Raw genomic sequence first — 24,367 nt, 5'->3', positions numbered from 1 at the left:
CGCCTACTTCTTCAACTGGTCCCGCGGGATCATGATCGTGGTCGTCTCGTCGATGGGCTTCATCGGTTCGAGTTTGGGCTGAGGGCTGAGCGAGTCGGCGAGTCTCTGCCGGCCCACCTCGATCGCCTTCTTCGTGACGGGGCTCGCGGCCACCGCCTTGGCCGTCTTGCTGAGCTGTTCGTACCTCGCGCGACCCGCTCGGGTGCCGAGCACGTATCCCGCAGCGACCCCGACCAACAAACCCATCAATGTGCTGTCCTTCCACCTGTGACTGCGTCGTCCCCATCCTGCCCGATGACCTCGCAGCATGCCCACAAGCAGGCGATTTGGTACTGCGGCGGGTAGGACGCTATGGTTTTTCACGCACCGGGGGAAACCGCGGAGCACCGCAGGACAATCCCCTGTAGCTCAATTGGCAGAGCATTCGACTGTTAATCGAACGGTTGCTGGTTCGAGTCCAGCCGGGGGAGCGCCCGAGAATCCTCCCACCCGTCACGGGTGGGAGGATTCTGTGCATCCGGGGGGTGTACAGATGCGGCAGGACATCCATCGATGTGATCTCCCTAACTCTGCACCCGGCAGAGTGTCGCCCGCTGTGTCCGGGTAGCATTCGATCGCGCCGTGCGACGAGTGCGGCACTGTGCGACGAAGTGTCGTCGCGACGGGGCGGTAGCTCAGTCGGTTAGAGCCGCGGACTCATAATCCGCTGGTCGCGGGTTCGAGCCCCGCCCGCCCCACCCTCCCGGCCCGCTGTCGGCGTGTGCATGAGTGAGAGAGGTCCGCAGTAGGCATCCTTATGATCATGCGTATGGAGCCTGTTCGAGTCGTCCTCGCTGATCCGGCATGTCCGGGGGCGGAGCGGAAGACCGCTGAGCCGGGGATGTCGTGATGGCCGGAAAATTGCGGGTGCCGCTGCGGCGCTCGGATACCCTTACCGACCGTCCCGACTTCGCTCTCGTCGGGGTGCTGCGGGTACCGGAGGAACAGACCAGTCCGGGCCGGGCGATCGTCCGCCGCATCGGTTACGCTCTGGCTGCGCTGACCGCGGCGGTGATCGTGGTGTACATGGGCAGGGACGGCTACCGCGATGCCCAGGAGAACCCGCTCTCGTTGCTCGATTGCATCTACTACGCCACGGTGTCGCTGTCGACCACCGGTTACGGCGACATCACTCCGCTCACCCCGCAGGCCCGGCTGGTCAACATCCTGGTCATCACCCCGCTGCGAGTGTTCTTCCTCATCGTGCTGGTCGGCACCACCTTGTCGGCGCTGACCGAAAGTTCCCGGCAGGCGTTCAAGATTCAGCGGTGGCGTCGCCGCACCCGCAGCCACACCGTGGTCGTCGGGTACGGCACGAAGGGGCGCAGCGCTGTCGATGCGCTGCTCGCCGAGGGACTCGCTCCGTCGGAGATCGTGGTGGTCGATGCCGATCCGGTGAGTCTGGACATCGCGTCGCGTCAGGGTCTGGTGACCGTGCAGGGGTCGGCCACCAAGTCGGACGTGCTGCAGCTGGCCGGGGCCCGGCATGCCGGCTCGATCATCGTGGCCGTCAATCGCGACGACACCGCCGTGCTCGTCACTCTCAGCGCTCGTCAGCTCGCGCCGCAGGCGCGCATCGCCGTCGCGGTGCGCGAATCGGAGAACACCCATGTGCTGCGCCAGTCCGGTGCCGATACGGTCGTGGTTTCCGCCGAGACGGCGGGCCGGTTGCTGGGATTGGCCCCTGCCACTCCCACGGTGGTGGAGATGATCGAGGATCTGTTGACTCCCGAGGACGGGTTCGCCGTCTCCGAACGCGGTGTCGAGCCGCACGAGCTCGGGCTTTCGCCGCGGGAGCTGCCCGTCATCGTGCTCGGGGTCGTCCGTGACGGACGGCTGATCCGGGTGGATTCTCCCGAGCTCGGCGTCATCGTCGCCGACGACCGGCTGTTGTATCTGCGTTCGGTGTCCGTGTAGAGGACAGCCTGCGTCCTCGGATGATCGTTCCGTGGGGGCAACGACCGATGACGGCTCCCTTACCGGAACAGGACCGGGGGTGTGCCGGCGCGTTCGGGTCAGAACTGATATCCACGCCGGAGGTCGTCGACGATGCGCGGCCGATCCAGGGTCGACGGTGCCATCTCGCGAGGCTGCCGATCGAGCGGAAAGACCGATGCTGCAGCGAGAGTCGCGGAATCGAGAAATCTTCGCGGTGCGGCATTCGCCGACAGTGCCGGTGTCGCCGGTGTGCCGGCCTGCGCGAGGACGAACCCCCAGTCGCCGAAGCTCGGTACGTGCACGTGGTACGGGGCCACACCGAGTCCTGCGGACTCGACGGTCGACACCGTCCGCCAATACGCATCCGGTGTCGAATACGGGCTGCCCGACTGCACGGTCATCAGACCGCCGGGGTTCAGCACCGACGCGGTCAGCCCGTAGAACTCCGTCGAATACAACCGCCCCAGCGTGGGGGTATCCGGGTCCGGCATGTCGACGATGATCGCGTCGAATCCTGCACCGGTGTACTCGCGCAACCAGCGGAAGGCGTCGGCGGTGACCACCGTCACCCGCTCGTCCTGTAGTGCCCCGCCGTTGAGCGCGCTCAACCGAGTGTTCGCCAGTTCGAGCACCATCGGGTCCAGTTCGACCTGAACGACTTCCCGCACGTGCGGGTGGCGTAGGAGTTCCCGCGCGGCGAGTCCGTCACCGCCCCCGAGTACGAGCACCCTGCCGGGATCGCGGGCGAGCGCCGGATATACCAGAGCTTCGGTGTAGCGATGTTCGTCGCGGCTCGAGAACTGCAGGTCACCGTCGAGATACAGACGCACGTCGTCGCCGCGGGCGGTGACCACGATCTCCTGGTAGTGCGAACGCTGCGCATGCACCACAGGATCCGGATAGAGGCGCTGCCGTGCTGTGATCTCGATATCGGATGAGCGCGCCAGCAGAACGCCGAGCAGCGTCGCGGCGAGCAGCAACGCCACCGAGGACAATGCTCGCGTAGCCGGCCCGAGGTGCCCGCGCAGCAGAAACAATGCCGCGATCGATGCTGCCGCCAGGTTCACCATGCCGGTCAGCGCCGCACCACGGATCATTCCGACCGACGGTAGCAGCAGCAGGGGCCACACCAGACCTCCGATCAGCGCGCCCGCGTAGTCGGCCGCGTTGAGGTCGGCGAGGATCTTGCCGGTATCGCGAGCACCGGCACTGCGACCGGTCTGCAGCAGCGTCATGAGCAGTGGGACCTCCGCGCCCACCAGCATCCCGATGGCTGCAGTCGCCGCGACGAGCACCCAGGTCGACGATCCGACGAAGGTGAACGCCACGTACAGAACGGTGGCGCTCGACCCGCCGACCAATCCGAGAACGACCTCGACCGCGACGAATGCCGTCGCGGCGTAGGGGAGCAGCGGTTTGGCGGCAAGCGCACCGACTCCCAGTGCTGCCACGAAACCGGCCACGATGAGCGAGGTTTCCGTGATTCCGCCGCCGGTGAGGCTCGCCGACAACGTCAGAAGTGCCAGTTCGTACACCAGTCCGCACGCGGCGCAGGCGGCGACCGCTGTCAACAGCAGTGCCCGCGCCCGCCGGCCGAGCGGTGGCGCACCGGCGTCGACATCCGGAGTCGTCACGGCTGTCACGACAGCGCTGCGGCGTTGACCAACCCGATCGAGAACAGGGTGATCGCCACGGCCCATGCGGCACCGCTCGTGCGGGGCTCGGCGACCAGTGCCGTGATCCGGCCCGGCAGTACACGATTCATGATGAGCAAGGCTGTGGCTTGCAGCACCACGCCGACCAGTCCGTAGACGAGCGAGTCGGCGATCCCCTGCGCGAACCCGTCGGAGCTGGTGACGATCGCGGTCACCACGATGACCGCGAGCGCCAGGTGATTTCCTGCGAGCAGCAGTGCCGCGTTGGGGTTGCGGTCCACATAGACCTGGTGACGCAGGTTTCCGGGCGTCAACCCGTCGAGCACGGCGAATCCGAGTGCGAGAACGCCGACACCGACAGCGAAGTAGATCAGTGTCCCGATCACTCCCAGCACGAGCAGGAGGGGGTCCACGGCGCCGATCTCGAGGTCGGTTGCCGACAGGGTGGAGATCATTCTTTCGAGGTTCCGATCTGGTGAGTTCGTCATTTCGCACTTCCCGATCCACCGGACAGGTTGCCGGCAGCCGGAGAACCAGGGGTGAAGCCCGGCCCGAGGAACACGAAACCGCCGCTGCTGAAGCGTCCGTCGATGTCTTCGACGGTGATGGTGCTGCCACCCTCCGGCGCAGCACCGACCGTGACGATGTCGTCGTCGTATCGGAGGTATTCGTTGCCGCCGTCCGCCTTGCGTGCGGCCGGTTCGTCCTCCGCGATGATTCGGGAGACCGTGGTACCCACAGGATCCGGAGAATGATAGGTGTCGATATCACCGGAGGTGCCACGGTAGTCGTAGGTGTCGGCGATGTGGTCGCGTGCCTGACTCCCGCATGCCGTGGTCGCGAGGACCGCGATACCGACCAGCGAGCCGATGACGATTCGTCTCACGGCCGCCACCGGCTCTCGGTCTCGACGATCACGCCCGTGTCGACGGACGGATAGAGATGCCAGGTCCGCCAATGCCATTCGCCGGCATCTGCGGTGCCGGAGAGCACGGTGAGCGCGTCGTCGTCCCCCGGGAACGCTGCACACAGCCATCCGGGTGCGGAGCGGGCCGTAGCGCGCAGTCGGTTCGCCCGCTGCGCCAGTTCTGCGCGCTGCACCGTCGCGGTGCGACTGCGGAACAGGTAGCCGTCCCGGTCGTGACGCTCGGGGAGCGGGTGTCCGCCCGCCTCGACCGCGTCGCACGACACTTGTTCGGTGAGGGTGCGTCGTCCGGATTGCGCTGTGACCACGTGGGAGGCGCCGAGTACACCGAGGGTGAGAATGCCCGCGGCGGAATCGGTCAATCGTGCGGACACCAGTGGTGGCGGTGCGGGAGCGTCGAGTACCAGTCCCAGCGCCGAGGCGGAAACATCACGCGGGACGATGTCCAGGATGTGCGTGCTCACCGGGCGGGTCCGGCATGGATGACCGTCAATTCGCTGCGGGTCACCGCACGTCCGGTGGACACCTCCCATGATCCGGCGCGAGACCATCGTTCGAACGCGAGCAGACCGGTGCGGTCGGCCGTGGCGTAGTCGGCGTAGTCCATGGTGCCGGTGGGAGCGGTTCCGGTTGTGCCTTCGGCGGTGAATCGGGCGGTGCCGTGCTCGAGTCGGCGGTAGACACGATCGTCGAGGATCACGTCACCGTCGGGTTGCAGGCCCGTGCCCTCGCGACGCATCCACAGGGTCATCTCGAGCTCACCCTCGTCGTTCTCGACGGTGAGCCAGCGGCGACCGGTCGACCCGTCGAGGAGATGCTCGTACCAGCGGTAGCCTTCTTCGTCGAGTGTGAGAGTGCCGCGGACGACGTGGTCGATACCCGCGTAGGTGATGATGTCGCCGACCCCGATCCCGAAGGGGTCCCACACCTCCGGATAGTCGGCGAGTGGATCCACCCTGGCAGGTGGTGCTGTGGGTGTGCGGGTGCGGATCACCACCACGACGGCAGCCGCGACCACAGCGACGATCAGCAGGACGAGCAGGACTTCGGTCATCGAACACCCCGGGTCGGCGATATTTTCCGGGGCCGACCCTACCGGCCGGCTCGGCAGATCACGGGACCGCGGCACTCCGACGGTCAGGCCCGGGTGGCGGCATCGCGTCCCGCGACACGACCGAACGCCAGGGCGTCCACGATGTGGAACCCGCCGTCCTTCCGCCAGCTGTAGGTGGAACTGATTTCACCTGCGGCATAGAGACCGTCGATCACCTCGCCCCGAGTGTCGAGAACACGCGCTCGCCCGTCGCGTCGGGGTCCGCCGTTGGCCCACCCCAGCAACGGAGTGATCCGCAGGGCATGGAACGGAGCCTCGATCACAGGCCCGAGTTTCTCCGGAATCCGCCCGAAGTGCTCGTCGCGTCCACTCGCGCACGCAGCGTTGTAGCGGGCGACGGTATGTTCCAGCGTGTCGGCGTCCACCCCGATCAGGTCGGCCGGTTCGGCCGGCGAGTCCGCACGTTCGATCCAGCCCTTCTCGATCTCTGCGCTGTTGTCGGTGCTCCAGAGGGATCCGTTCATGAGGAGATTCCATCCGACCGGCAGGATGTCGGGTGCCGGACTCAGAGGTCCGGCCGTGCGCATCTGCTCGTCGAAGATCAAGTAGAAGGGCCGGAGGGGGAACAGCTCGTAGGATCCTGCGCGCAGGATATGTCCGTGGAACGGATCGGCGGTCTCGTCCATGAATCGGCGGTCGTCGTCGCCCACCCACAGATAGTTGTGTGCATTCCACAACGCGAGGTAGTGGCCCTGACTGTCGTCTCCGCGAACACCGGTGATGGTCATCATGTTTCCCATGTGCCACAGATCGGCGCGGACTGCTTGCGCCATCTTGTGACCGTCGCCGGTGGGGGCAGGTGATCCCCACAGGACGTGCTCTTCGACCCGCAGACAGTCGCGCACCATGGCCGGGTCGGCTTGGAAACCGCCTGTGGCCAGGACGACGCCGCCACGCGCTCCGATACGCCGAGGGCCGTCCGCGCCGGTATCTCAGCGGTCGCAGGGCTGGAGAGGGGACCGACCTTCTCCGAGAGCGTCGAAGAAGGCGAGGGCATCCGACGCGGCAGCAGGAACGGTCGGTACATGTTCGAGTCCGTCGTAGACGGTGTAACCGACGGGCGAACCGCCGGCGCACAGTGATTCGACCAATGCTGCAGAACCCGGTTCGGTCACGGCGGTGTCGCCGCCGCCCTGCAGGATCAGTGTCGGCACGCGGGGGCTGAGTCGATCGGGGTTCTGCTCGGTCAGATAGGAGACCAGCGGCGCGAAGTCTGCGTCGGGTCGGATCACCTCGTCCAGCGGTACCGATTCCGCGAGTTCCCAGAGGATGTCGGTGCAGCCGCCCTTCGCGGCATCGAGCAGAGGTGTCATCTTCTCGGTGACGTAATCGTAGGGACTCAACTCCTCGTCGGCCGCATGGGCGCCGAGCAGGATCAGCGGTAGGTAACCGAGGACGGCACGCGACTCGGGACCTCCGGCTGCGAAGTATTCGACGGTGTCGCCGAGGTTGTTTCCCGGTGCGATCGACACCGCTCCCCGCAAGTCGAGTTCGGGTGCCAGATCGGGTCCGCGATCTGCGGCGAACAATGCTGCGTGCCCGCCTTGGCTGTGTCCCGCGGCGTACCAGACAGTGCCGATATCGGGATCCAGGCGGCGTGCTGCGCGCACGATGTCGGTGACGGCCGCCGCCTCGGAATCGCCGTTGATGTACGGGTGGACCCCCGGCGTTCCGAGTCCCGCATAGTCGGTTTGGGCGACTGCGTAGCCGGCCCGTACGAAACGATCGAGGGTCTCGTCGACGTATCTCAGGTATTCACCGTCCGACCCGGGTACCGAGCCCGAAGACGGCGCGCAGGCGTCTGCGACACCCGTGGTGCCGTGCGCCCAGCTGATCACCGGCCATCCGCCTTCCGGAACCTCGCCCGCAGGTACGGACACCGAGCCGGACACGACGACGTCCTGGCCCATCGGCCCCTGGGACAGGTAGGTGATCTGTTCGCTGCGCCCGGCGCCGGGCAGTTTCGGAGGCCCCGAGAGTGACCGGCTCGTCAGCAGAGCTCCGTGTTCGCGGCCGTCGGTGACCGGATCCTGTTCGGCGGCGGAACCGCAGGCCGTCAGCAGGCTTGCCGCCGTAAGGGCTGCGAGTAAGGAGATTCGCCGGGGGGAATCGGTGCGCATCGTGCTCCTCCTGAACCGGTCACGAGATTAGGTCAAATGACCTAATCGGGGAAGGTGGCACTCTCGTATGCTCACGTCCATGCCTGCACCCAGTACCCGAGAGGCACTTCTCGACGCCGCCGAACGTCTGGTCGCCGAGCGTGGCCTGGCCGGTGTCTCGGTTCGCGAGGTGATCCGGGAAGCCGGTCAGCGCAACAACGACGCGGTGAAGTACCACTTCGGATCCTGGCACGGACTGCTGATCGACCTGTGGGCCACCCGCGCTGCCGGAGACGGGTCCGCCCGGGAACTGCACGAGACCGCGAAACACGCACAGGACCGCCTGCCCGCGCTGGTGGAAGCCTATGTGCGCCCGTTCGTCCGGGAAGTTGCCGCCCGCAACCCCTCCTATTGGGCCCGGTTCAACGAACAGTGGTTGGCGGGCATCCGCAGCGACTTCGTCGCCTCCCCGCAGCCCCTGGTTCCCGGCGACCCGGCCTATCCTGCGATCCCCGGACTGGAAGGACTGAAGGAGCTCTTCTCCGATCTGGCTTCCGAACTCGGGCATCTACCCCCGGAACAGTGCAACGCTCGCGTGGCGCTGGCTGCGCGATTCGTGGTGTCCGCGCTGGCGTCCTGGGAACGCGACCAGGTTGCGGGAGTGTGGCGCGACCTGGACATGTTCGAGGACGAGTTGTGCGCGTTGATGCTCGCTGTTCTCCAGGCCGATGCCGGCCGGAGGTGAGGAATGTCGACCGGCATGGGCCACCGCGTGCCGCCCTGCCGCGGAGCAAGGGCGCCGCGGCAGCCGGTGACCGGGCTGCGGGGGGCAGAGTTCCCCGGATCGTTCCGGGCAACCGACCGCGCAGACGTTCACGATGTGGACAATGTCGAGAACCTTCGCCCGTACCCCGAGCCGTCCGTCGGAAGATCGGAGGAGGGAAGCAGGGCTCCGTTACGCATCCGGTAGGCGCGATCGACGAGAGTGAGTTGGTTCAGGTCGTGGGTGACCATCACGATCGCAACGTCGCGGTCCCGGCTGAGATCGGCGAGCAGGGTCACGACCTCCCGGCTGCGTTCCTCGTCGAGCGCCGAGGTGGGCTCGTCGACCAGCAGTACCGAAGGATCGTTCATCAGACCGCGGGCGATGGCGACCCGTTGCCGTTGACCTCCCGACAGTTGGTGGGGACGCCGATCCAGGTGTTCCTCGAGACCCAGCGAGCACAACAGATCCCTGGCGCGCGCGCTGTTCTCGCGAACCGATCCGCCGGCGAGGTGGGTCATCATCTGCAGTTGTTCGACGGCGGTCAGCGACGGCAGCAGATTCGACTGTTGGAACACGAATCCGAGTTTGTCGCGCCGTACAGTGGTGCGCTCGTCGCGACCCAGTCCCGTCATGTCGCTGCCGTCGATGACGACGCGTCCGGCGTCGGGGGTGATGAGCAGGCCGGCGACGGCGAGCACGCTCGACTTACCGGACCCGGACGGACCGGTCACGGCGACGAACTCGCCGCGCCGGACCTCGAGATCCACCTCGTCGAGGACGCGTCGGCGCTCGTCGCCGTCGGGGTATGTGAGGACGATGTCGCGTAAGGAGATGCTCATATCGGAGTCCTTCGGGTTCGTGGAGTGGCTCATCGGGCGGTTGCGAGCGCGGTGAGGGGGTCGACCTTGGCGATACGGGCCAGGGAGGCGGCCGCGCCGATCATGCCCGTGGCCACGAGGACGAGGAACGGAACCACGGTGGTCGAGATCGAGAGGGAGAACGGGACGACCTGTGCGGCAACGAGTCCGAGACCGAGTGCGGCCACGGTGCCGAGTCCGGCTCCCAGCACGAGCACGATCAGGCTCTGGCCGAGGGCATCCCGGAGCAGATAAAGGGTGGATGCACCGACGGCTTTGAGTACGGCGAGGTCCTGGCTGCGCTGGATCGTCCACACGGTGAAGAAGGCGCCGACCACCAGGGCGCTGACGATCATCAGCATAGTCTGCATCAGCAGGAGCGAACCCCGCTCGGAGGTGTACGAGCCGATGGCGTTCAACGCGCCGTCGTCGTCGGTGACGACCGTTCCGGTCGCAGCACCGACGGAATCGGCATCGAAATCGCCGGAGGTGCGCAACGCCACGACGGTGCCCTCGCTACCACCGGCCGACGGCAGCGACTGCCATGCGTCGTGCTCCATCCAGACCACGGGCTGGTGACTGTAGAACGAGTCGTCGACCAGAGCGCGGATGGTGAATGTGTTGCCGCCCAGCGAGATCCGAGTTCCGGTCGTCCACCCGTTGCTGCTCGCGAGGTCGGTGTCGACGGCGACCGAGCCGGAGTCGAGTGGAACCGGGGATGCGAAGGACCGCCCGTCGACACCGAACGCGGAAGCGGCGACCTCTCGTCCGTCGGCGCTGATCCGGACGGGGGCGATCCCGATGATCGCGGCAGCGTCGACACCGTCGGCACCGGCCAGTTCCGCCTGTTGGCGCATCGTCACGGTCGACTCGCCGAACGAAACCGCTCGGCCCTCGGCCGGAGTGCCGAAGGCGACGTGGTCGGCATCGATCTTCTCGATCGCGGCGATGGACTGATTGCCCAGTCCCGAGGTCAGACCGGACAGCATGACCACCATCAACGAAATGAGGAACAAGGCTGAAGCCATCAGCGTGAAACGGCCTTTGGCGAAACGGAGATCTCGGAGACTGAGGAACATGTATCCAGCTTCGCGGAGAACGGGGGGTGCGGACATCGCGCATTGGTTGAGTTCGTTCATCCATCGAAAGTTGGAGATCCGCGATCGGGACGGCCGACCAGGCAGTGCGGTAACGGAGTGCGCCGAGCGGGATTCGACGGCCCGCCTCGGGCTCGAGGCGGGCCGTCCGGTGACCCACAGGTCGGGGATCGTGGACCACCACGGACAAGTATCACCGCTCGGGAACGACCGTCCCGGCGGGAAACGGACGTTCCGATGGTGAAAACGGAGGTGAAATACTGGCAACTGGGAGGTGAGGCACCGGGTGGGTGGTCAGGCCGCACCGTGTGCCGCCGAGACCCGACGATCACCGTGCCCGGCGTACCCTGATGTGCCCGGCCGGCCGGACCGGAAAGCGGAACGGCTCAGGAGCCTTCACGATGCTCGAGTCCGACGGCCGCGCGTAGTTCCTCGCAATCGATCTGCAGGCCGGGGTGCTCACGGGACAGCTGTGCCATCAGGTCGGCCAAGCCGTCGGCGATCGCGTTGAGTTTGTGCTGGATCGCATCGTCGGACCGTTTCTGGGTGTTCTGCAACAGGGCGACCAACAGGAACGTGACGATGGTGGTCACGGTATTGATGATCAGCTGCCAGGTGTCGATGTTGTCGAGCAACAGAAACGACGGTGCCCAGACCAGTACCAACAGCACGCAGAAGGCGAAGAACGCGGCTCGGGAGACCAGAACGTCGGCACGTGTGGCGAAACGGTCGAACAGTGACAACTGCCCGCGTACTTCGGAGGGCAGCACCACCGGGGATTCGGCGCGGCGGCCGGATGAGTCGACCATGATCGTGTACCTCCTTGCGGCCCCGACTGTCGGGCCTGCTGAAGGCCACATACCCGACTGTTTCGTATGCAAACTTTGTGGGCCTCGCAGCGGGCAGCGGGGTGCTGCGCGGTCGGGAGGCGCATCGTTGCCGGTGGGGAGTGCTCGGTGGGATCAGGGGGGGCTCATGTCCGGACGGGCCGGTCCTCGCGCTTCGATCCCGATACGGAGACAAGCGGTTCGAGTCCGTCGAGGACGCGCTGCAGCCCGAACTCCCACGCGTGGTGCGGGCTGTAGGCGGCGTTCATCTCCGCTCCGGCCGCCGCTCCCACCCGCTGCGCGAGAGGATGGGTGTCGCCCAGATAGCGAGCCAATCGCTCGTTCCACCTGGCCCACGCCTCGCCCATGTCGGCCGCGTGCGGATCGGGACGTCGTGCTCGCGCCGCACCGCGCACGAAGTCCGCGACGAAGGTGAGTGCCGCATCGCGATCGATATCGACGAGGGATGTTCCGTCGAAGGCGTGGAGTTCGTGGTCGTACTTCGCGATCGTGCCGGGGCCGAGGGCTGTGCGTTGGTCGTCGACGTCCAGCAGCCACCAGTGCGCGGCATAGTGCTCGAGTTCCGCTTCGGCGACCTGCCGTATCCGGTCCCGCCACGACGACGTGTAGGACGGGCGGGGTTGTCGGGCGTGGACTCGGTCCACCATGAGGACGAGAAGATCGTCGCGTGATCCGACATGGGTGTAGAGGGCCATCGCGGAGATCCCCAGGTCGGTTGCGAGGCGGCGGATCGTCACGGCCTCGAGGCCTTCCGCATCGGCGACGGCGACGGCAGCGTCCACCGCGGAAGTGGTGGTGACCTTCGCTCTCGGTCCGCGTGAACCGGCGGTGGGCGCCTCGGGGTGCTCGCGCCACAGCAGGTCGATCAGATCGCGTGCCATCGATACCTCCCGGAATCTCGTCCTCACGCGTACTCTATACAACGTACGAAGTTTCTGTCCCGGGAGGTCTTGTGAAAATCAACTCCACAGCACTGTCGCTCAACGTCGCCGACACGGCCGCATCGGCCGATTTCGCCATCCGGCACTTCGGTTTCACCGAGGAGATGTCGGCCGACGGGTTCGTCTCGTTGACTCACCCGCACGCAGGATTCAACATCGTGTTCCTGCGTACCGGGCTGTCGACCTTCAAGCCGGAATCCGTCGCCGGACCGGCCGGGCAGGGCATGCTCATCGCCTTCGTCGTCGACGACGTCGACACCGAGTTCGCGCGCATCGCGGAATCCGGTGCGACGGTGGTGACCGAGCCGGAGACCGAGCCGTGGGGCGAGCGGTACTGCCAGTTCGCCGATCCCAACGGGATCATCTGGCAGCTCGTCCACTGGGTCTCCGAGCCGGCCTGACCCAGGCGAGGTTCAGTCGAGGCAGAACTCGTTGCCCTCGGGGTCGGCCATGACGATGTGGCCGGCCCCGAACGGTGGCGCCGGGTCGTGGCGCTCCCGGCGCGTGGCGCCGCGCGCGACGAGCCGCTCGGCCTCGGCTTCCAGGGCGGCCATGCGCTCGGCGCCGTCGAGTCCGGGAGCGGCACGCACATCGAGGTGCACCCGGTTCTTGGCCTGCTTGCCCTCGGGCACCTTCTGGAAGAACAACCGGGGACCTGCCTCGTCCGGATCGACGACCGCCGACGCGTCGTTGCGTCGGTCGAGCGGTACTCCCATCGCGTCGAGTGCGTCGTCCCACGAGACGAAATTGCCGGGCGGCTTCTGTATCTCGTAACCGAGGGCATCGGCCCAGAACTCCGCGAGGGCTCCGGGATCGGCGCAGTCGAACGTGATCTGGATATCGCGGGCCATGTCAGCTCGTCTCCTGTCGGGCTCGGCTACGGGAATGCAGGTACAGGTCCCGCAGGAGGCAGACCTCGGACAGATGGTGGATGAGTTCGCGGTTGATGTGCAGGACCAGCATGCCCATCGGGTACTGCGCGTACGGTCCTTCCGCCTCACCGCACGGCCGGGCGAGTCCGTCTTCCCCGAGTGATTCGACGCCTGCGATCCACGTCGAGAGTTCGGCATCGAGCTGGGCCAGGGCCTCGTCGGCGGTCGCTGCGTACTCGAACGTCGTGTAGTCGGTGGGGGTGCGCCCGAAGTGGCTCGCATTGCGCATCGCCAGCACGCCGACGAGTACGTGCCCGAGTCGCCACGCGATGGTCGTGAACGGCGGCGGATCGGGTTCGGGGAAGGCGAAGTCGATGGTCATCGCCCCGGCTCCGCCCTGCACGGGAGCGGTACTCGTCCCGCGTGGCCGCACACTCCAGCAGCCCGGGGCGGGCTCGAAGAAGTATTCGTCGTCGGTCAGGCCGTCGAGACGGTGGCGGACCGGATAGTCGAGTTGCTGTCGCAAGAGGTGGTTCCAGGCGAGTTCCGTCATGGCTACAGGTTGACGCATATTGCGGACAGGGTCGGTCCGTGATCCGTGCGACCATCGTCGTATGACCGTCGAGTCGACCACCGAACGGGTCCTGCGGATGCTGGCACTGCTGCAGAGCCGCCCGTCCTGGACCGCCGTCGAACTCGCCGCGGAGCTCGGTGTGACCGATCGCTCGGTGCGTCGCGACGTCGATCGTCTGCGTGCCCTCGGCTATCCCGTGCGCGCGTGTCCCGGAGTCGGGGGCGGCTATCAGCTCGGAGCCGGCACGAGGTTGCCGCCGCTGCTCCTGCACGACGACGAGGCGATCGCTACGGCGGTGTCGTTGCGACTGGCGTCGGGCAGCACGATCGCCGGAGCCGCCGAGGCGGCGCTGCGCGCCCTGGCCACACTCGACCAGGTGATGCCACCGCGCCTGCGCGAGAAGGTGCGGGCGATCTACGGCGCCACCGAGACCGTCGCCGGCGCGGGTACGGAGATCGACGCCGACATGCTGATGGCGCTGGCCCGCGCCTGCCGCGACGCGACCCGCGTGCGGTTCCGGTACACCACCCGCCTGGATGCGGACGACGAGCGCACGGTGGAACCGGTGCGGATGGTCGCAGCGGGACAACGCTGGTACCTCATGGCCTGGGACGTCGACCGCGACGACTGGCGTACCTTCCGGCTCGACCGGATGCGCGAGGTGACGCCCACGACGTGGCGGTTCCGGCCGCGGCAGCATCCCGATCCGGTGGCCTACGTCCAGCGGTCGGTGACGGAGTCGCCCTACCGGTACATCGCGCGGATCCGACTACGGGCGGACGCCGACCGGGTGCGCGACATGGTGCCGCCGCAGGTCGGGCGGGTCGAGGAGGACGAGGACGGATGGTGCGTGCTCGTCGTCGGCGCGGACGACCCGGACTGGATCGTGATGCATGTCGCGCGAATGGGTTTCGAAGCGGTCGTCCTCGAGCCATCGGAGCTTCGGGCGGCCGCGGACCGGCTCGCGACGCGCCTCGCCGCGATCGCCCGTGCCGATCGGTGACGGGCCGAAGCGGTGTCCCGGTGCGGGACCGGGTCTCGGCGCCCATCGACTCGGCGAGGATCGGCCACGCCGTGCGCAGATCGTCCTCCCGGTAGCCCCACGACTGCGTTCCGGCGGAATCGGGTTCGGCGGTGACCGGGACAGTGAGTAGAACCTGTTCCAATTCTGTGCGATTGTGGCTATCGTCACGTGCACAACCGGCAATGCGATGGAGGCGAGCCAGATGAAGACCAAGGGTGCAGTGCTGTGGGGCATCGACGAACCGTGGTCGGTCGAGGAGATCGAGCTCGGCGACCCCGTCGCGGGTGAAGTGCAGATCCGCATGGAAGCCGCCGGCATGTGCCATTCCGACCATCACATCGTCACGGGTGCCACGCCGATGCCGGCCTATCCGGTGATGGGTGGTCACGAGGGTGCAGGTGTCATCACCAAGGTCGGCGACGGGGTCACCGGTCTCGAGGTGGGCGACCACGTGGTGCTCTCGTTCGTGCCGGCCTGCGGCCGGTGTCCGTCCTGTGTGATGGGGCAGTCCAATCTCTGTGATCTCGGTGCCGGACTGCTCAGCGGCCTGGCCATCGCCGACGGGACCAACCGCGTCCATGCGCAGGGCAAGCCCGTGATCCCGATGGTGCTGCTGGGGACGTTCGCGCCGTACATGACCGTCCACGAGACCCAGGTGGTCAAGATCGACAAGGACGTTCCCTTCGAGCTCGCGGCACTCGTGGGGTGCGGCGTGCCCACCGGCTGGGGTTCGGCCACGCACGTCGCCGACGTGAAGGCGGGGGACTTCGTGGCCGTCATCGGGGTCGGCGGCGTGGGCATGAGCGCGCTGCAGGGTGCGGTCGCGTCCGGTGCACGTTACGTCTTCGCCATCGATCCGGTGCCGTGGAAGCGCGAGCAGGCGATGAAGTTCGGTGCCACGCACACCTTCGCCTCCATCGAGGAAGCCATCGTGCCCATCATGGAGATCACGTGGGGACGCATGTGCCACAAGACGATCATCACCGTGGGGGAGATGAAGGGAGAGTACGTCGATCCCTCGCTCACCATCACCGGCAAGGGCGGGACGTGCGTCGTCACCGCCATGGGTCATATGGCGGACATGGACGTCAAGCTGAACGCCTTCATGTTCTCGATGCTCCAGAAGGAGCTCAAGGGCAACATATTCGGTGGCTGCAACGCGCGGGTGGACATCCCGAACCTGCTCGACCTGTACAAGTCCGGTCAGCTGAACCTGGCCGACATGGTCACGCGCACCTACACCCTCGAGCAGGTCAACGACGGATACCGGGACATGCTCGAGGGCAGGAACATCCGCGGCGTCATCCGGTACACCGAAGCCGATTGGTGACCGGCGCCGACCGGTGACCTCGCCCCGTCGGGTCGTCTCGTAGGCTGATCGCGTGCACAGCCTCGATCCGATCAGCGACTGGCCCGTCGACCGTTCCGCCGCCGCAGTGGTGACCCGCGACGGCGGAACGGTCGCGTCCCGGGGGGACCTCGACGAGGTCTTCCCGCTCGCGTCCGTGACGAAGCCGCTCGTGGCGTACGCGGTCCTGGTGGCCGTCGAAGAGGGCGCGATCGAACTCGATCAGCCCGCGGGTCCCGAGGGGTCGACGGTGCGGCATCTGCTCGCCCACGCCTCGGGTCTGGCGTTCGGTGAGCGCACCGTGCAGACCGAGCCCGAGCGGAAGCGGATCTACTCGAGCGCGGGCTTCGAGGTACTCGCCGAACTCGTCGAGACGGAAACCGACATCGAGTTCCCGGAATACCTCCGGCAGGCGGTCTTCGAGCCGCTCGGCATGCGGTCCTCCTCCCTGCCCGGTCCGGCCGGCCACGGTGCGCAGTCGTCGGTGGCCGATCTCGCTCTGTTCGCGCGCGAATTGCTCACGCCTGTTCTGGTCTCGCCCGGAACGGTCGCCGAGGCGACCGCAGTGCAGTTCCCGGGGCTGAACGGACTCGTACCGGGCTACGGGATGTTCAAGCCCAACGACTGGGGTCTCGGATTCGAGATCCGGGGTGAGAAGAATCCGCATTGGACCGCCACGCGGAATTCGCCGCGCACTTTCGGTCATTTCGGTCAATCCGGAACGTTCATTTGGGTAGATCCCGAAATTTCCGTCGCCACTGTGGTACTTACTGATCGTGCGTTCGGAGATTGGGCGAAGCCTCTCTGGCCCGCCCTCGGGGACGGGATCATCACCGAATTCACATGAACCTCTCTGGTTCGCTGGCGAAACACCCGCCACACGGGCACACTTGTACGCAGCCCGCATGGAGAAGCCTTGATCGGCGAAGGTCGTTGGGGAAGACGTCCTGGTCGAATCGGAGGTGAATGTATGCGCGCATCCAACCAATTCGCGGATGCCACGGCGGGGGTGATCTATGTCCACTCCTCTCCGGCGGCCGTGTGCCCGCACATCGAGTGGGCGCTGGCCGACATCCTCGACTGCCGGCCCGACCTCGCGTGGACGGGTCAGCCCGCCTCCCCGGGCCTACTGCGTACCTGCGTCGATTGGGTCGGTCCCGTCGGCACGGCCGCACGACTGGCCGACGTGCTGCGCTCGTGGCCGATGCTCCGCTTCGAGATCACCGAGAACCCCAGCGAGGGTGTGGACGGCGAACGCTTCAGCTACGTCCCCCGACTGGGCCTGTGGCGGGGGGCCACCAGTGCCAACGGCGACATCGTCGTCGGAGAGATGCGTCTGCGTGCCCTGCTGTCCTCCGCTTCCGACGTCACGAGCGAACTGCACCGCGCCCTCGGGACCGCATGGGACGAGGAACTCGAGCCGTACCGCAGCGGCGACGAAGGCGCCCAGGTGACATGGCTCCGCCGGGACGTCGGCTGACCGCGGTCGCCGCCCCGGAATCACGACCGGAACGCACCCCACAGCTTTCCCGAGACGAGAACACCGGCATCGCTCCTCGGAGCGATGCCGGTGTTCTTCTGCCGTGGAAGAGCAGTATCAGAGCGGAATGTTCTTGTGCCGTCCGCGAACCGCAGGGGCGGCAGCGAGTGCAGCGGCCAGGGTGCTGCGCGTGGTGGCCGGATCGATCATCTCGTCGACGACACCGATGGCCATCGCGCGCCCGACACCGCCGGCGATCGCCTCGTGCTCCGCGGCGAGCCGATCGTGCAGCGCCTCGCGCTCCTCCTCGGACGCCGCGGCGAGGGCCTTCTTGTGGAGGATGCCCACGGCTGCCTTCGCGCCCATCACGGCCACCTCGGACTCCGGCCACGCGTAGACGGCGGTGGCCCCGAGAGCCCGGGAATTCATCGCGATGTACGCGCCGCCGTAGATCTTGCGCGTCACGAGCGTGACGCGGGGAACCTTCGCCTCGGCGAACGCGTGGAGCAGCTTGGCGCCGCGTCGCACGACACCCTCCCACTCCTGGTTCACGCCGGGAAGGTAACCGGGAACGTCGACGATCACGACGAGCGGAACGCCGAAGGCATTGCACATCCGCACGAATCGCGCTGCCTTCTCGGCGCTCTCGGAGTTGAGGCATCCACCGAGGCGGAGCGGGTTGTTGGCGATGACACCGACCGTGCGGCCGCCGAGACGACCGAAACCGGTGACGATGCTGCGCGCCCAACCGCCCTGGATCTCCTCGAAGGCGGACTCGCCGTCGACGTTGTCGAGCAACCGGTGGACGATCGGCCGCACGTCGTATGCGCGTCGCGGCGACTCGGGCATCAGTGCCCGCAGGTCGGTGTCGCCGAGTGCCGCTGCGGCGACGTCGAATTCGCCTTGTTCGGCGAGCATCGACACGAGACGGCGTGCCCGGTGCAGAGCGTCGGTCTCGTCGTGCGCGGCGATGTGGGCGACACCGGACTTCTTGGTGTGCGTGTCGGGTCCGCCGAGCGACTCCATGTCGACCTGCTCGCCGGTGACGCTGCGCACCACGTCCGGGCCGGTGACGAAGACACGGCCCTCGGGGGCCATGATGACGATGTCGGTCAGGGCCGGGCCGTAGGCGGCACCACCGGCCGCGAAGCCGAGAACGACGGAGATCTGGGGGACGAGACCGGACGCGCGCACCATGGCCTCGAAGACCAGGCCGACGGCGTGGAGGGCCTCGACACCTTCGGCCAGACGCGCGCCCCCGGAGTGGAAGATGCCCACCACGGGGATCTCGTGATCGATGGCGTAGTCGATGGCGGAGACGATGTGCTTGCATCCCTCGACGCCCATGGCGCCACCCATGACGGTGGCATCGGAGCAGTACGCGACCGTGCGGATGCCGTCGACGTCGCCGACGGCGGCGAGGACGCCCGACTTGTCGCGGCTGTGCAGCAACTCCAGGCTGCCCGGGTCGAACAGTTTCTCGAGACGGGCCAACGGATCTCTGGGGTCCACCGACGTCTCACGCAGGGTGGCTGGATCCAGGATGGTCATCGGGTACTCCTCGGGCAGACGCGGTGGTGGTGGGCTGTGGTGGGGGGGGCGGGGGGGGGCCCCCCCCCCCCCGGGGGGGGGGGGGGGGGCGGGGCCCCCCCCCCCCCCCCCCGACACTCCTGCGAGCTAAGTCGACTTCATGGACAACCTCACGCAGCTGCGGTTCTCGCGAAGTTAGCGGCGCGCTCGGGACCTGAGGAGCATCCGAGTCGTATCCACTCTGGGGACGTTTCTCTTCGCGTTCTCGGGTGGCGGCCGGCGGCGGGGGTCAGGCGGGCGATGTTGTGGATGATCTCACCGAGGTGTTGTCAGCGCATGGTTTGGTTGTGCCCAGCACAGATTGTGTTGGGCGGCGGGCCCGAAAGTTTGCCCGTTCGGTGGACCGCCCGCTATGCTTGACTCAATCGTTCGGCCCGCCTCAGCAATAGCTGGGTGCGGGCCGGATTTATACTCGGGCAGTGCTACAGCCGAAGCCCTTCTTGTCGATCAGCGAACAAGTCGACTTGATGCAGTCCAGAGGCATGCAGATCCCGGATCGCGAGGCTGCCGAAAGGTGGCTACATGCTGTCGGATACTACCGGATGAGCGGGTATTGGCACCCGTTCTGGAACCGCAATGACTCAGGGGAGCTCCTCGAGGAATACGTGGAAGGAACCACGTTCGACGAAGTCGTCGGCCTGTACGAATTTGACCGTCACCTCAAAAACAGGATGCTGAGCGCGCTGGAGCGCATCGAGGTGGCTATACGCAGCCAGATCGGGCACACGCTCGGAAAACGAGGCCCCCTCGCGCATCTCGAGGCAGCCAATTTCCACCCGAAATTTGTCGAGTCGGGCGACCACATGGCCTGGCTTGCAACGGCATTCGGGCGTGTAAAGCGCGGTCGAGCCAAGGATCAGTTCGTCAAACACCACTTCGCCAGATACGGGGGCCAGATACCGATCTGGGTCCTGACCGAGGTGCTGGACTTCAGTGATCTCTCCAAGCTCTATCAGGGCCTTCAGGACGACGACCGAGACGAGATCGCCAGCTGGTTTGCAATTGAAGCCACTACACCGCGTCCGCGACGAGGTACCGCAGCGCACCGCCGTAGGCGACGATCCAGGGCAGAGCACAGCGCCGGACCAGGCCATATCCTGGCGAACTGGCTCGAACATCTCACGATCGTGCGCAACATCTGCGCACACCGTGCCCGCTTGTGGAACAGAACACTCACACCGTTTGGTACACCAGCACTCGCGTCGATGGACTACTTCGACGGGCTGCCTTCCGATCAGGCAGACAAGGTATACGGCTCGATCTGCATCTCCGGACACCTCCTGCGAACGACCTCACCGGGGAGCACCTGGGCCCTGCAGCTCGGCTCACTCGTCCACGACACCTTCAGTGGATTTCACTTGCGGAGCCCTCTTGAGATGGGGTTTCCCGAAAATTGGCAGCAATTGCCGCTGTGGACTACTGATACAACTACGCACTGACTGATCGGGTCTGGGCGAAGGAACAGCGCGGAAGAGGTCTGCCCGTCCTGGTTCTGGCGCCATCGACACGGCAGAAGTGCTATTTCAGGTGGCGGTAGAGGTTGTTCTTCCCACTCCGAGGATTTCCGCGGTCTCACGTTGACCAATGCCGCTGTCCCACATCCCCTTGGCCTGACGGACACGGACTTTGTTCGACGTCATCTTCGGAGGCCGGCCGCGGGCACGGTGGGCGGCCAGCCACACCCGGGTGCATTCGCGGATGAGCTGGTTGCCACAGAGTTGGACGGCGCCCGTGTCGGATGGGACTGAATCGATGCTCGATTCAGGAAAGGTCGGCGGCCAACGAACCACTTTCAGTCTCAAAAGGTGTGATGGCACTCCAACAGACCAGATGCACGTCGTCTGCAACGATGAACGGTTTGGGCTCAGGGGCGTTGTAGGGAGTGAGGTTGTTCCGCCGGGCCAGTGACGACAACTCGTCGACCTTCTGTGTCGGTGTCTTGTCAGCGAGGCCGAGAATGCCGTGAACGAGCCGTTGAATGCGGGGAGCGTGGGGCGCTTCGAGGCGGTCGATCAGTTCGTTCTGCCAATTGCCGAGATGCAGGCCATGATCACGTACCAACTGCGCCGCAGTACGCAACGACCTGGGGATCTGGGGTCTCGAGTTCGCCGGATCCGCCAGATGGTTCCATGCAGCGACGATGTGCTCGCGGGCCACGGCCCAGGCGTCGAAGGCGGCTTCGTACATCTCATCGGAGAGAACTCGTTCGGTGGCTGGATCTCCGGGGTCGGCGTGCGCCAGACACGCCAAGGTATCGTCGACCACGATCGGCACCGGAACCTCGCCATCATCCGGAGTTGCGGGACGGGTCTGAACAGACAAGTCCGCTGCTAAGGGCACATAGCGGAACCATGGTTGAGGTTGGTCGCCGATGCGCGCACAGAACACGAATCCCGGCTCGGCTCCCGGACGGGTGAATCCGGTACCGGAACCCCAGGGCAGTTCCATAACCGCGCTGCGAGTGGGGATGTCGCGCAGTGCCCGCTCGAGGCGACGACGGAAGTCCTCACCCGAGAGGGCGGCCGAGCCTCCGGATTCGAACAGGGCGGCATCTTCTGCCTTGAGTCGTTCGATCTGGTCGCGGGTTTCGGTGATGTTGACTTCACGGCCGGCGAAACCGGGCAGGACGTCACCGACGCCGACTGCGGCGGCGGCCTGCTTGAGTTTGTTCTGCAGGCGTTCTTCCAGCCCGAGAAGGGCCTCGAGGTGGGTGTCGGGGAAGAAGCACCGCAGGTAGACCTCGGAATGCAGGGAACCGATACGGTCGATGCGGCCGTGGCGTTGCACCAAACGCATGGGATTCCACGGCAGGTCGTAGTTGATGATGTTGCGGGCTTGCTGCAGGTTGACGCCTTCGGCCAGCACGTCGGTGGCGATGAGCAGGTCGTAGCGGTCTTCGTCGTTGTCCGAACCTGCCGTAAGGGGCGCGAATCCGGCGATGATCTCGGCACGGCCTCGCCGATCCGGTCCGGATGCGACGGCGACCCGATCCTGGTAGCAAGCCAGGCGAGGATCGTCGTGGATCCGGGCAAGCAACCTCGACTGAATGTGCTCGACAGTGTCGGCGAAGTAGGAGAACAGCAGGACCTTGCGGGCATTGCGTTTCTGTTCGTTGGTGACACCATCACGTTCGGCTTGTTCGACGATCGCCACGAGCTCGTCGACCAACGCATTGATCTTCGGGTCGTCGTTGGCGTGGTGTTCGACCATGTCGGTGTGGAAGCTGCGCAGCAGTTCCAGGTCCGCTTCGACTTCGTCCTGGAGGGCCTCGAGGTCGTAGTCGGCCGCGTTGGAGACGTGGGCGTCGGTGTCCCCGTCGTAGGAGTCGAGGAAGTCGTCGAGGTTGTCGCTGTCGGACGAGGCCCATTCCCGCAGTGCGTCACCGGTGAGGACGGCGCCCGCCGCCAATGCGGACAGGAACTGCTCGTGGGAGCGGATCATCGCTTCGAGAGTGCGTTGGAACGCATAACTCGAGGATTCGAACCGTTTGAGCAAGGCGGAGCGCAACAGTCCTGCGTTCTGCCGCTCGTACTGTTCGGTCTCGCCGAGATCCGACAGTCGGAACCGTGAAGGTGTGTAACGGGCCAGGGTGAGGATCTGGCCGCGCTTGTCGTGTGCGGTAGTGGTGTTGATGCCGCCCTGATCGTCGAGGTCGTCGACTCCGAGAGCTTCGGCCAGCCGTTGGAACATTCCTGGCAGCGACTGTTCCAGGTCGTAGTCCACGCGCCGAACTTTCGGGGTGGGGAAGCTGATCTGCCGTTTCTCACCTTTGATGACGACCGTGTCATTGGGATAGTGGTTGCGCACGAACTTGCGGGTGCGGCGTACCGCGACCTGGTCGAGCACATCGAACAGGTGCTCAGGGGACAGGTCGTCCGGGTTCATGGCCATTGCTCGGTTGAAGTAGTCCCGAAGTGATGGCACTCCGACATCGGCGAAGGCCGCGTCGTTGGTGACGAAGTAGGACAGTAGGTTGTAGAGGTCAAGCAGGGAGTTGTTGACCGGAGTGGCGGTCAACAACACCAGGTCCTTAGGGGATTCGCCCTCGGTGAGTAACCGCATCGTGTCGGCCCGTTTGGTGGAGGCGTTGCGGAGGGCATGAGCTTCGTCGACGATGATCAGGGCGTATTCGTCGATGTCCATGAGCTTCGACCCGGACTGCCCTGCCGTGTCGATCTCGTTGGTCAACTCCTCATAGGACACGACGGTCGCTTTGAGGTTCTTCTCGTTGAGGAACGGGTTCCAGGTGGAGTCCCGCAGGGTCGCCGGGGCGACGATCAGCACTTTCTGTCGATGCACGATGGTGGCTTCGTGGATCAGCTCCCCGGCGATGAAGGTTTTACCCAGACCGACCTCATCGGCAACGACCACGCCGTGCAGCCGGTCGAGGATCCGTTTGGCGCGCCATACCCCGTCGGCTTGGAAGCCGGTCAGCCCCAATGCGGTGCGCTCGCGGGACTGCTGTTCGGCTTCCAGGTCGGCGCCGTACAGCTCCCAGAGCATTCGCCAGAACACGATCATTGGAAGATGTGGGGCCCACCGTGCTTCGTATAAAGCAGCGAGGTCGAAGTCCTCGGATTCGTCCCACAAGTCGGTGAACCACGAGCGGACTGCATCGACTGCTTCGGGCTGGTATTGGCCGAGGTTCAGTTCTCTGTTCCAAGACAGGCCGGCGCGCGTGAAGTTCGATGAGCCGGCGATGACGCCCTTGCCGTACGGAGCATCCACCACGAACGCTTTCCCATGCAGAAAGCCCTTTTTGAAGCGGCGGACCTGCACCCGGCCGCGGCCGTCAGGCAGCGAGGAGCGAAGCCACTCGACGAGTCGGCGGGACAATTCGTCGTCGGACCGGGTAAACCCTAATAGGTCCCGATCCGCTGCCATGGACCGTTCGTGCCCTTCGAGAGCACGTTGCACATTGGCCGGCACTTTGCGGCGCAGCGGTGTATTCGCCCCGAGCGGCTTGACCCCCGTCTCGACTTCCGGTTCGGCACCGAGCAGAAGTTTCACCGGCCCGACCGCGTCGAGGGCTTCCGCAATTGCTCCATAGCCGCCAGGATTGAAGTACGCCGAGGCGATCAATACCGCCGGCGGGACGCTGAGATGTTCAGCGGCCTCGGTCAGCAGCGAAGTGATCGCCCCGGCCACAGTTCCTTCACCCGGTTTGTTCGTGGCAAAGGTGGGCTGGGAGGTGTGTCCG

General features: G+C 66.0%; 23 protein-coding genes, 2 tRNA genes and 1 pseudogene. 10 read left to right on the top strand and 16 right to left on the bottom strand.

What is annotated here, in order from left to right:
* Nucleotides 1–3: 3 nt before the first annotated feature.
* Nucleotides 4–249, bottom strand: coding sequence for a hypothetical protein (locus tag PV766_RS15965; protein ID WP_026003515.1), 246 nt, complete (start codon nt 247–249; stop codon nt 4–6).
* 148 nt (nt 250–397) lie between these two features.
* Between PV766_RS15965 and PV766_RS15960 the strand changes: the two genes are divergently transcribed.
* The 3 genes from PV766_RS15960 (at nt 398) to PV766_RS15950 (ending at nt 1,956) form a co-directional block, all read left to right on the top strand.
* Nucleotides 398–470 (top strand) — tRNA-Asn (locus tag PV766_RS15960).
* A gap of 193 nt (nt 471–663) precedes the next feature.
* Nucleotides 664–737 (top strand) — tRNA-Ile (locus PV766_RS15955).
* 151 nt (nt 738–888) lie between these two features.
* A complete protein-coding gene (locus PV766_RS15950; protein ID WP_129976286.1) occupies nt 889–1,956 on the top strand; it encodes a potassium channel family protein in 1,068 nt (355 codons plus the stop codon).
* Between the two features lie 98 nt (nt 1,957–2,054).
* Here the strand turns inward: PV766_RS15950 and PV766_RS15945 are convergent, their stop codons facing one another.
* From PV766_RS15945 to PV766_RS15915, 7 genes and pseudogenes are all read right to left on the bottom strand, one after another.
* A complete protein-coding gene (locus PV766_RS15945; RefSeq protein WP_064064167.1) occupies nt 2,055–3,611 on the bottom strand; it encodes a polyamine aminopropyltransferase in 1,557 nt (518 codons plus the stop codon).
* Nucleotides 3,612–3,616: 5 nt separating this feature from the next.
* A complete protein-coding gene (locus tag PV766_RS15940) occupies nt 3,617–4,087 on the bottom strand; it encodes a DUF350 domain-containing protein (protein WP_016933823.1) in 471 nt (156 codons plus the stop codon).
* Nucleotides 4,088–4,116: 29 nt separating this feature from the next.
* Entirely contained in the window at nt 4,117–4,527 is a 411-nt protein-coding gene (locus PV766_RS15935; protein WP_016933822.1) for a DUF4247 domain-containing protein, read from the bottom strand.
* Nucleotides 4,515–5,021, bottom strand: a complete 507-nt coding sequence (locus tag PV766_RS15930) for a DUF2617 family protein (RefSeq protein ID WP_064064116.1) — start codon at nt 5,019–5,021, stop codon at nt 4,515–4,517. Before PV766_RS15930 ends, PV766_RS15935 begins: the two co-directional genes overlap by 13 nt.
* The gene (locus tag PV766_RS15925; RefSeq protein WP_016933820.1) at nt 5,018–5,611 is read right to left on the bottom strand and encodes a DUF4178 domain-containing protein; all 594 of its coding nucleotides are present in this window, start codon (nt 5,609–5,611) and stop codon (nt 5,018–5,020) included. Before PV766_RS15925 ends, PV766_RS15930 begins: the two co-directional genes overlap by 4 nt.
* 83 nt (nt 5,612–5,694) lie before the next feature.
* Nucleotides 5,695–6,597, bottom strand: a pseudogene (locus PV766_RS15920) (FAD-binding protein); the annotation flags it as partial.
* Nucleotides 6,598–6,603: 6 nt separating this feature from the next.
* Nucleotides 6,604–7,791, bottom strand: a complete 1,188-nt coding sequence (locus PV766_RS15915) for an alpha/beta hydrolase family protein (RefSeq protein WP_421097379.1) — start codon at nt 7,789–7,791, stop codon at nt 6,604–6,606.
* Between the two features lie 79 nt (nt 7,792–7,870).
* On the opposite strand from PV766_RS15915, the gene PV766_RS15910 reads away from it, so the two are divergent.
* The gene (locus PV766_RS15910; protein ID WP_421097378.1) at nt 7,871–8,515 is read left to right on the top strand and encodes a TetR/AcrR family transcriptional regulator; all 645 of its coding nucleotides are present in this window, start codon (nt 7,871–7,873) and stop codon (nt 8,513–8,515) included.
* Nucleotides 8,516–8,643: 128 nt separating this feature from the next.
* On the opposite strand, the gene PV766_RS15905 is transcribed toward PV766_RS15910, so the two are convergent.
* The 4 genes from PV766_RS15905 to PV766_RS15890 form a co-directional block, all read right to left on the bottom strand.
* Nucleotides 8,644–9,375, bottom strand: coding sequence for an ABC transporter ATP-binding protein (locus tag PV766_RS15905; protein WP_421097377.1), 732 nt, complete (start codon nt 9,373–9,375; stop codon nt 8,644–8,646).
* Nucleotides 9,376–9,404: 29 nt separating this feature from the next.
* Complete coding sequence (locus PV766_RS15900; RefSeq protein WP_421097376.1) at nt 9,405–10,472, bottom strand: ABC transporter permease; 1,068 nt, start codon at nt 10,470–10,472, stop codon at nt 9,405–9,407.
* A 404-nt stretch (nt 10,473–10,876) separates the two neighbouring features.
* On the bottom strand, nt 10,877–11,299 hold the full coding sequence (locus PV766_RS15895; protein WP_064064119.1) for a low affinity iron permease family protein: 423 nt from the start codon (nt 11,297–11,299) through the stop codon (nt 10,877–10,879).
* Between the two features lie 164 nt (nt 11,300–11,463).
* Nucleotides 11,464–12,219 (bottom strand): TetR/AcrR family transcriptional regulator, encoded by a 756-nt coding sequence (locus PV766_RS15890; RefSeq protein ID WP_421097375.1) that lies wholly within the window; start codon nt 12,217–12,219, stop codon nt 11,464–11,466.
* A gap of 71 nt (nt 12,220–12,290) precedes the next feature.
* Between PV766_RS15890 and PV766_RS15885 the strand changes: the two genes are divergently transcribed.
* On the top strand, nt 12,291–12,680 hold the full coding sequence (locus PV766_RS15885; RefSeq protein ID WP_016933188.1) for a VOC family protein: 390 nt from the start codon (nt 12,291–12,293) through the stop codon (nt 12,678–12,680).
* Nucleotides 12,681–12,692: 12 nt separating this feature from the next.
* On the opposite strand, the gene PV766_RS15880 is transcribed toward PV766_RS15885, so the two are convergent.
* Together PV766_RS15880 and PV766_RS15875 are read right to left on the bottom strand one after the other, a co-directional pair.
* Nucleotides 12,693–13,130 (bottom strand): VOC family protein, encoded by a 438-nt coding sequence (locus tag PV766_RS15880; RefSeq protein WP_064064121.1) that lies wholly within the window; start codon nt 13,128–13,130, stop codon nt 12,693–12,695.
* A gap of 1 nt (nt 13,131) precedes the next feature.
* On the bottom strand, nt 13,132–13,704 hold the full coding sequence (locus PV766_RS15875; protein WP_421097374.1) for a DinB family protein: 573 nt from the start codon (nt 13,702–13,704) through the stop codon (nt 13,132–13,134).
* Between the two features lie 61 nt (nt 13,705–13,765).
* On the opposite strand from PV766_RS15875, the gene PV766_RS15870 reads away from it, so the two are divergent.
* From PV766_RS15870 to PV766_RS15855, 4 genes are all read left to right on the top strand, one after another.
* Nucleotides 13,766–14,728 carry a helix-turn-helix transcriptional regulator gene (locus PV766_RS15870; protein WP_421097373.1) on the top strand — a complete coding sequence of 321 codons (963 nt, stop codon included), beginning with the start codon at nt 13,766–13,768 and terminating at the stop codon, nt 14,726–14,728.
* A 223-nt stretch (nt 14,729–14,951) separates the two neighbouring features.
* Entirely contained in the window at nt 14,952–16,079 is a 1,128-nt protein-coding gene (locus PV766_RS15865; protein ID WP_064064171.1) for an NDMA-dependent alcohol dehydrogenase, read from the top strand.
* Between the two features lie 52 nt (nt 16,080–16,131).
* Complete coding sequence (locus tag PV766_RS15860) at nt 16,132–16,944, top strand: serine hydrolase domain-containing protein (RefSeq protein WP_064064124.1); 813 nt, start codon at nt 16,132–16,134, stop codon at nt 16,942–16,944.
* Nucleotides 16,945–17,067: 123 nt separating this feature from the next.
* Nucleotides 17,068–17,577 (top strand): DUF3145 domain-containing protein, encoded by a 510-nt coding sequence (locus tag PV766_RS15855; protein WP_016933194.1) that lies wholly within the window; start codon nt 17,068–17,070, stop codon nt 17,575–17,577.
* Between the two features lie 117 nt (nt 17,578–17,694).
* Here the strand turns inward: PV766_RS15855 and PV766_RS15850 are convergent, their stop codons facing one another.
* Nucleotides 17,695–19,128: an acyl-CoA carboxylase subunit beta gene (locus tag PV766_RS15850; protein ID WP_016933195.1), complete on the bottom strand. Its 1,434-nt coding sequence runs from the start codon at nt 19,126–19,128 to the stop codon at nt 17,695–17,697.
* A 458-nt stretch (nt 19,129–19,586) separates the two neighbouring features.
* Between PV766_RS15850 and PV766_RS15845 the strand changes: the two genes are divergently transcribed.
* A complete protein-coding gene (locus tag PV766_RS15845) occupies nt 19,587–20,606 on the top strand; it encodes an Abi family protein (protein ID WP_421097372.1) in 1,020 nt (339 codons plus the stop codon).
* A 322-nt stretch (nt 20,607–20,928) separates the two neighbouring features.
* Here the strand turns inward: PV766_RS15845 and PV766_RS15840 are convergent, their stop codons facing one another.
* On the bottom strand, nt 20,929–24,315 hold the full coding sequence (locus tag PV766_RS15840) for an SNF2-related protein (RefSeq protein WP_421097371.1): 3,387 nt from the start codon (nt 24,313–24,315) through the stop codon (nt 20,929–20,931).
* Between the last annotated feature and the right edge of the window lie 52 nt (nt 24,316–24,367).

This window comes from Rhodococcus sp. As11, assembly GCF_048957735.1.
In the GTDB taxonomy this organism is placed as follows: Bacteria; Actinomycetota; Actinomycetes; order Mycobacteriales; family Mycobacteriaceae; genus Rhodococcus; species Rhodococcus gordoniae.
The sequence above is the reverse complement of the archived record's forward strand: the minus strand, read 5'-3'. Positions and strand labels throughout refer to the sequence as shown.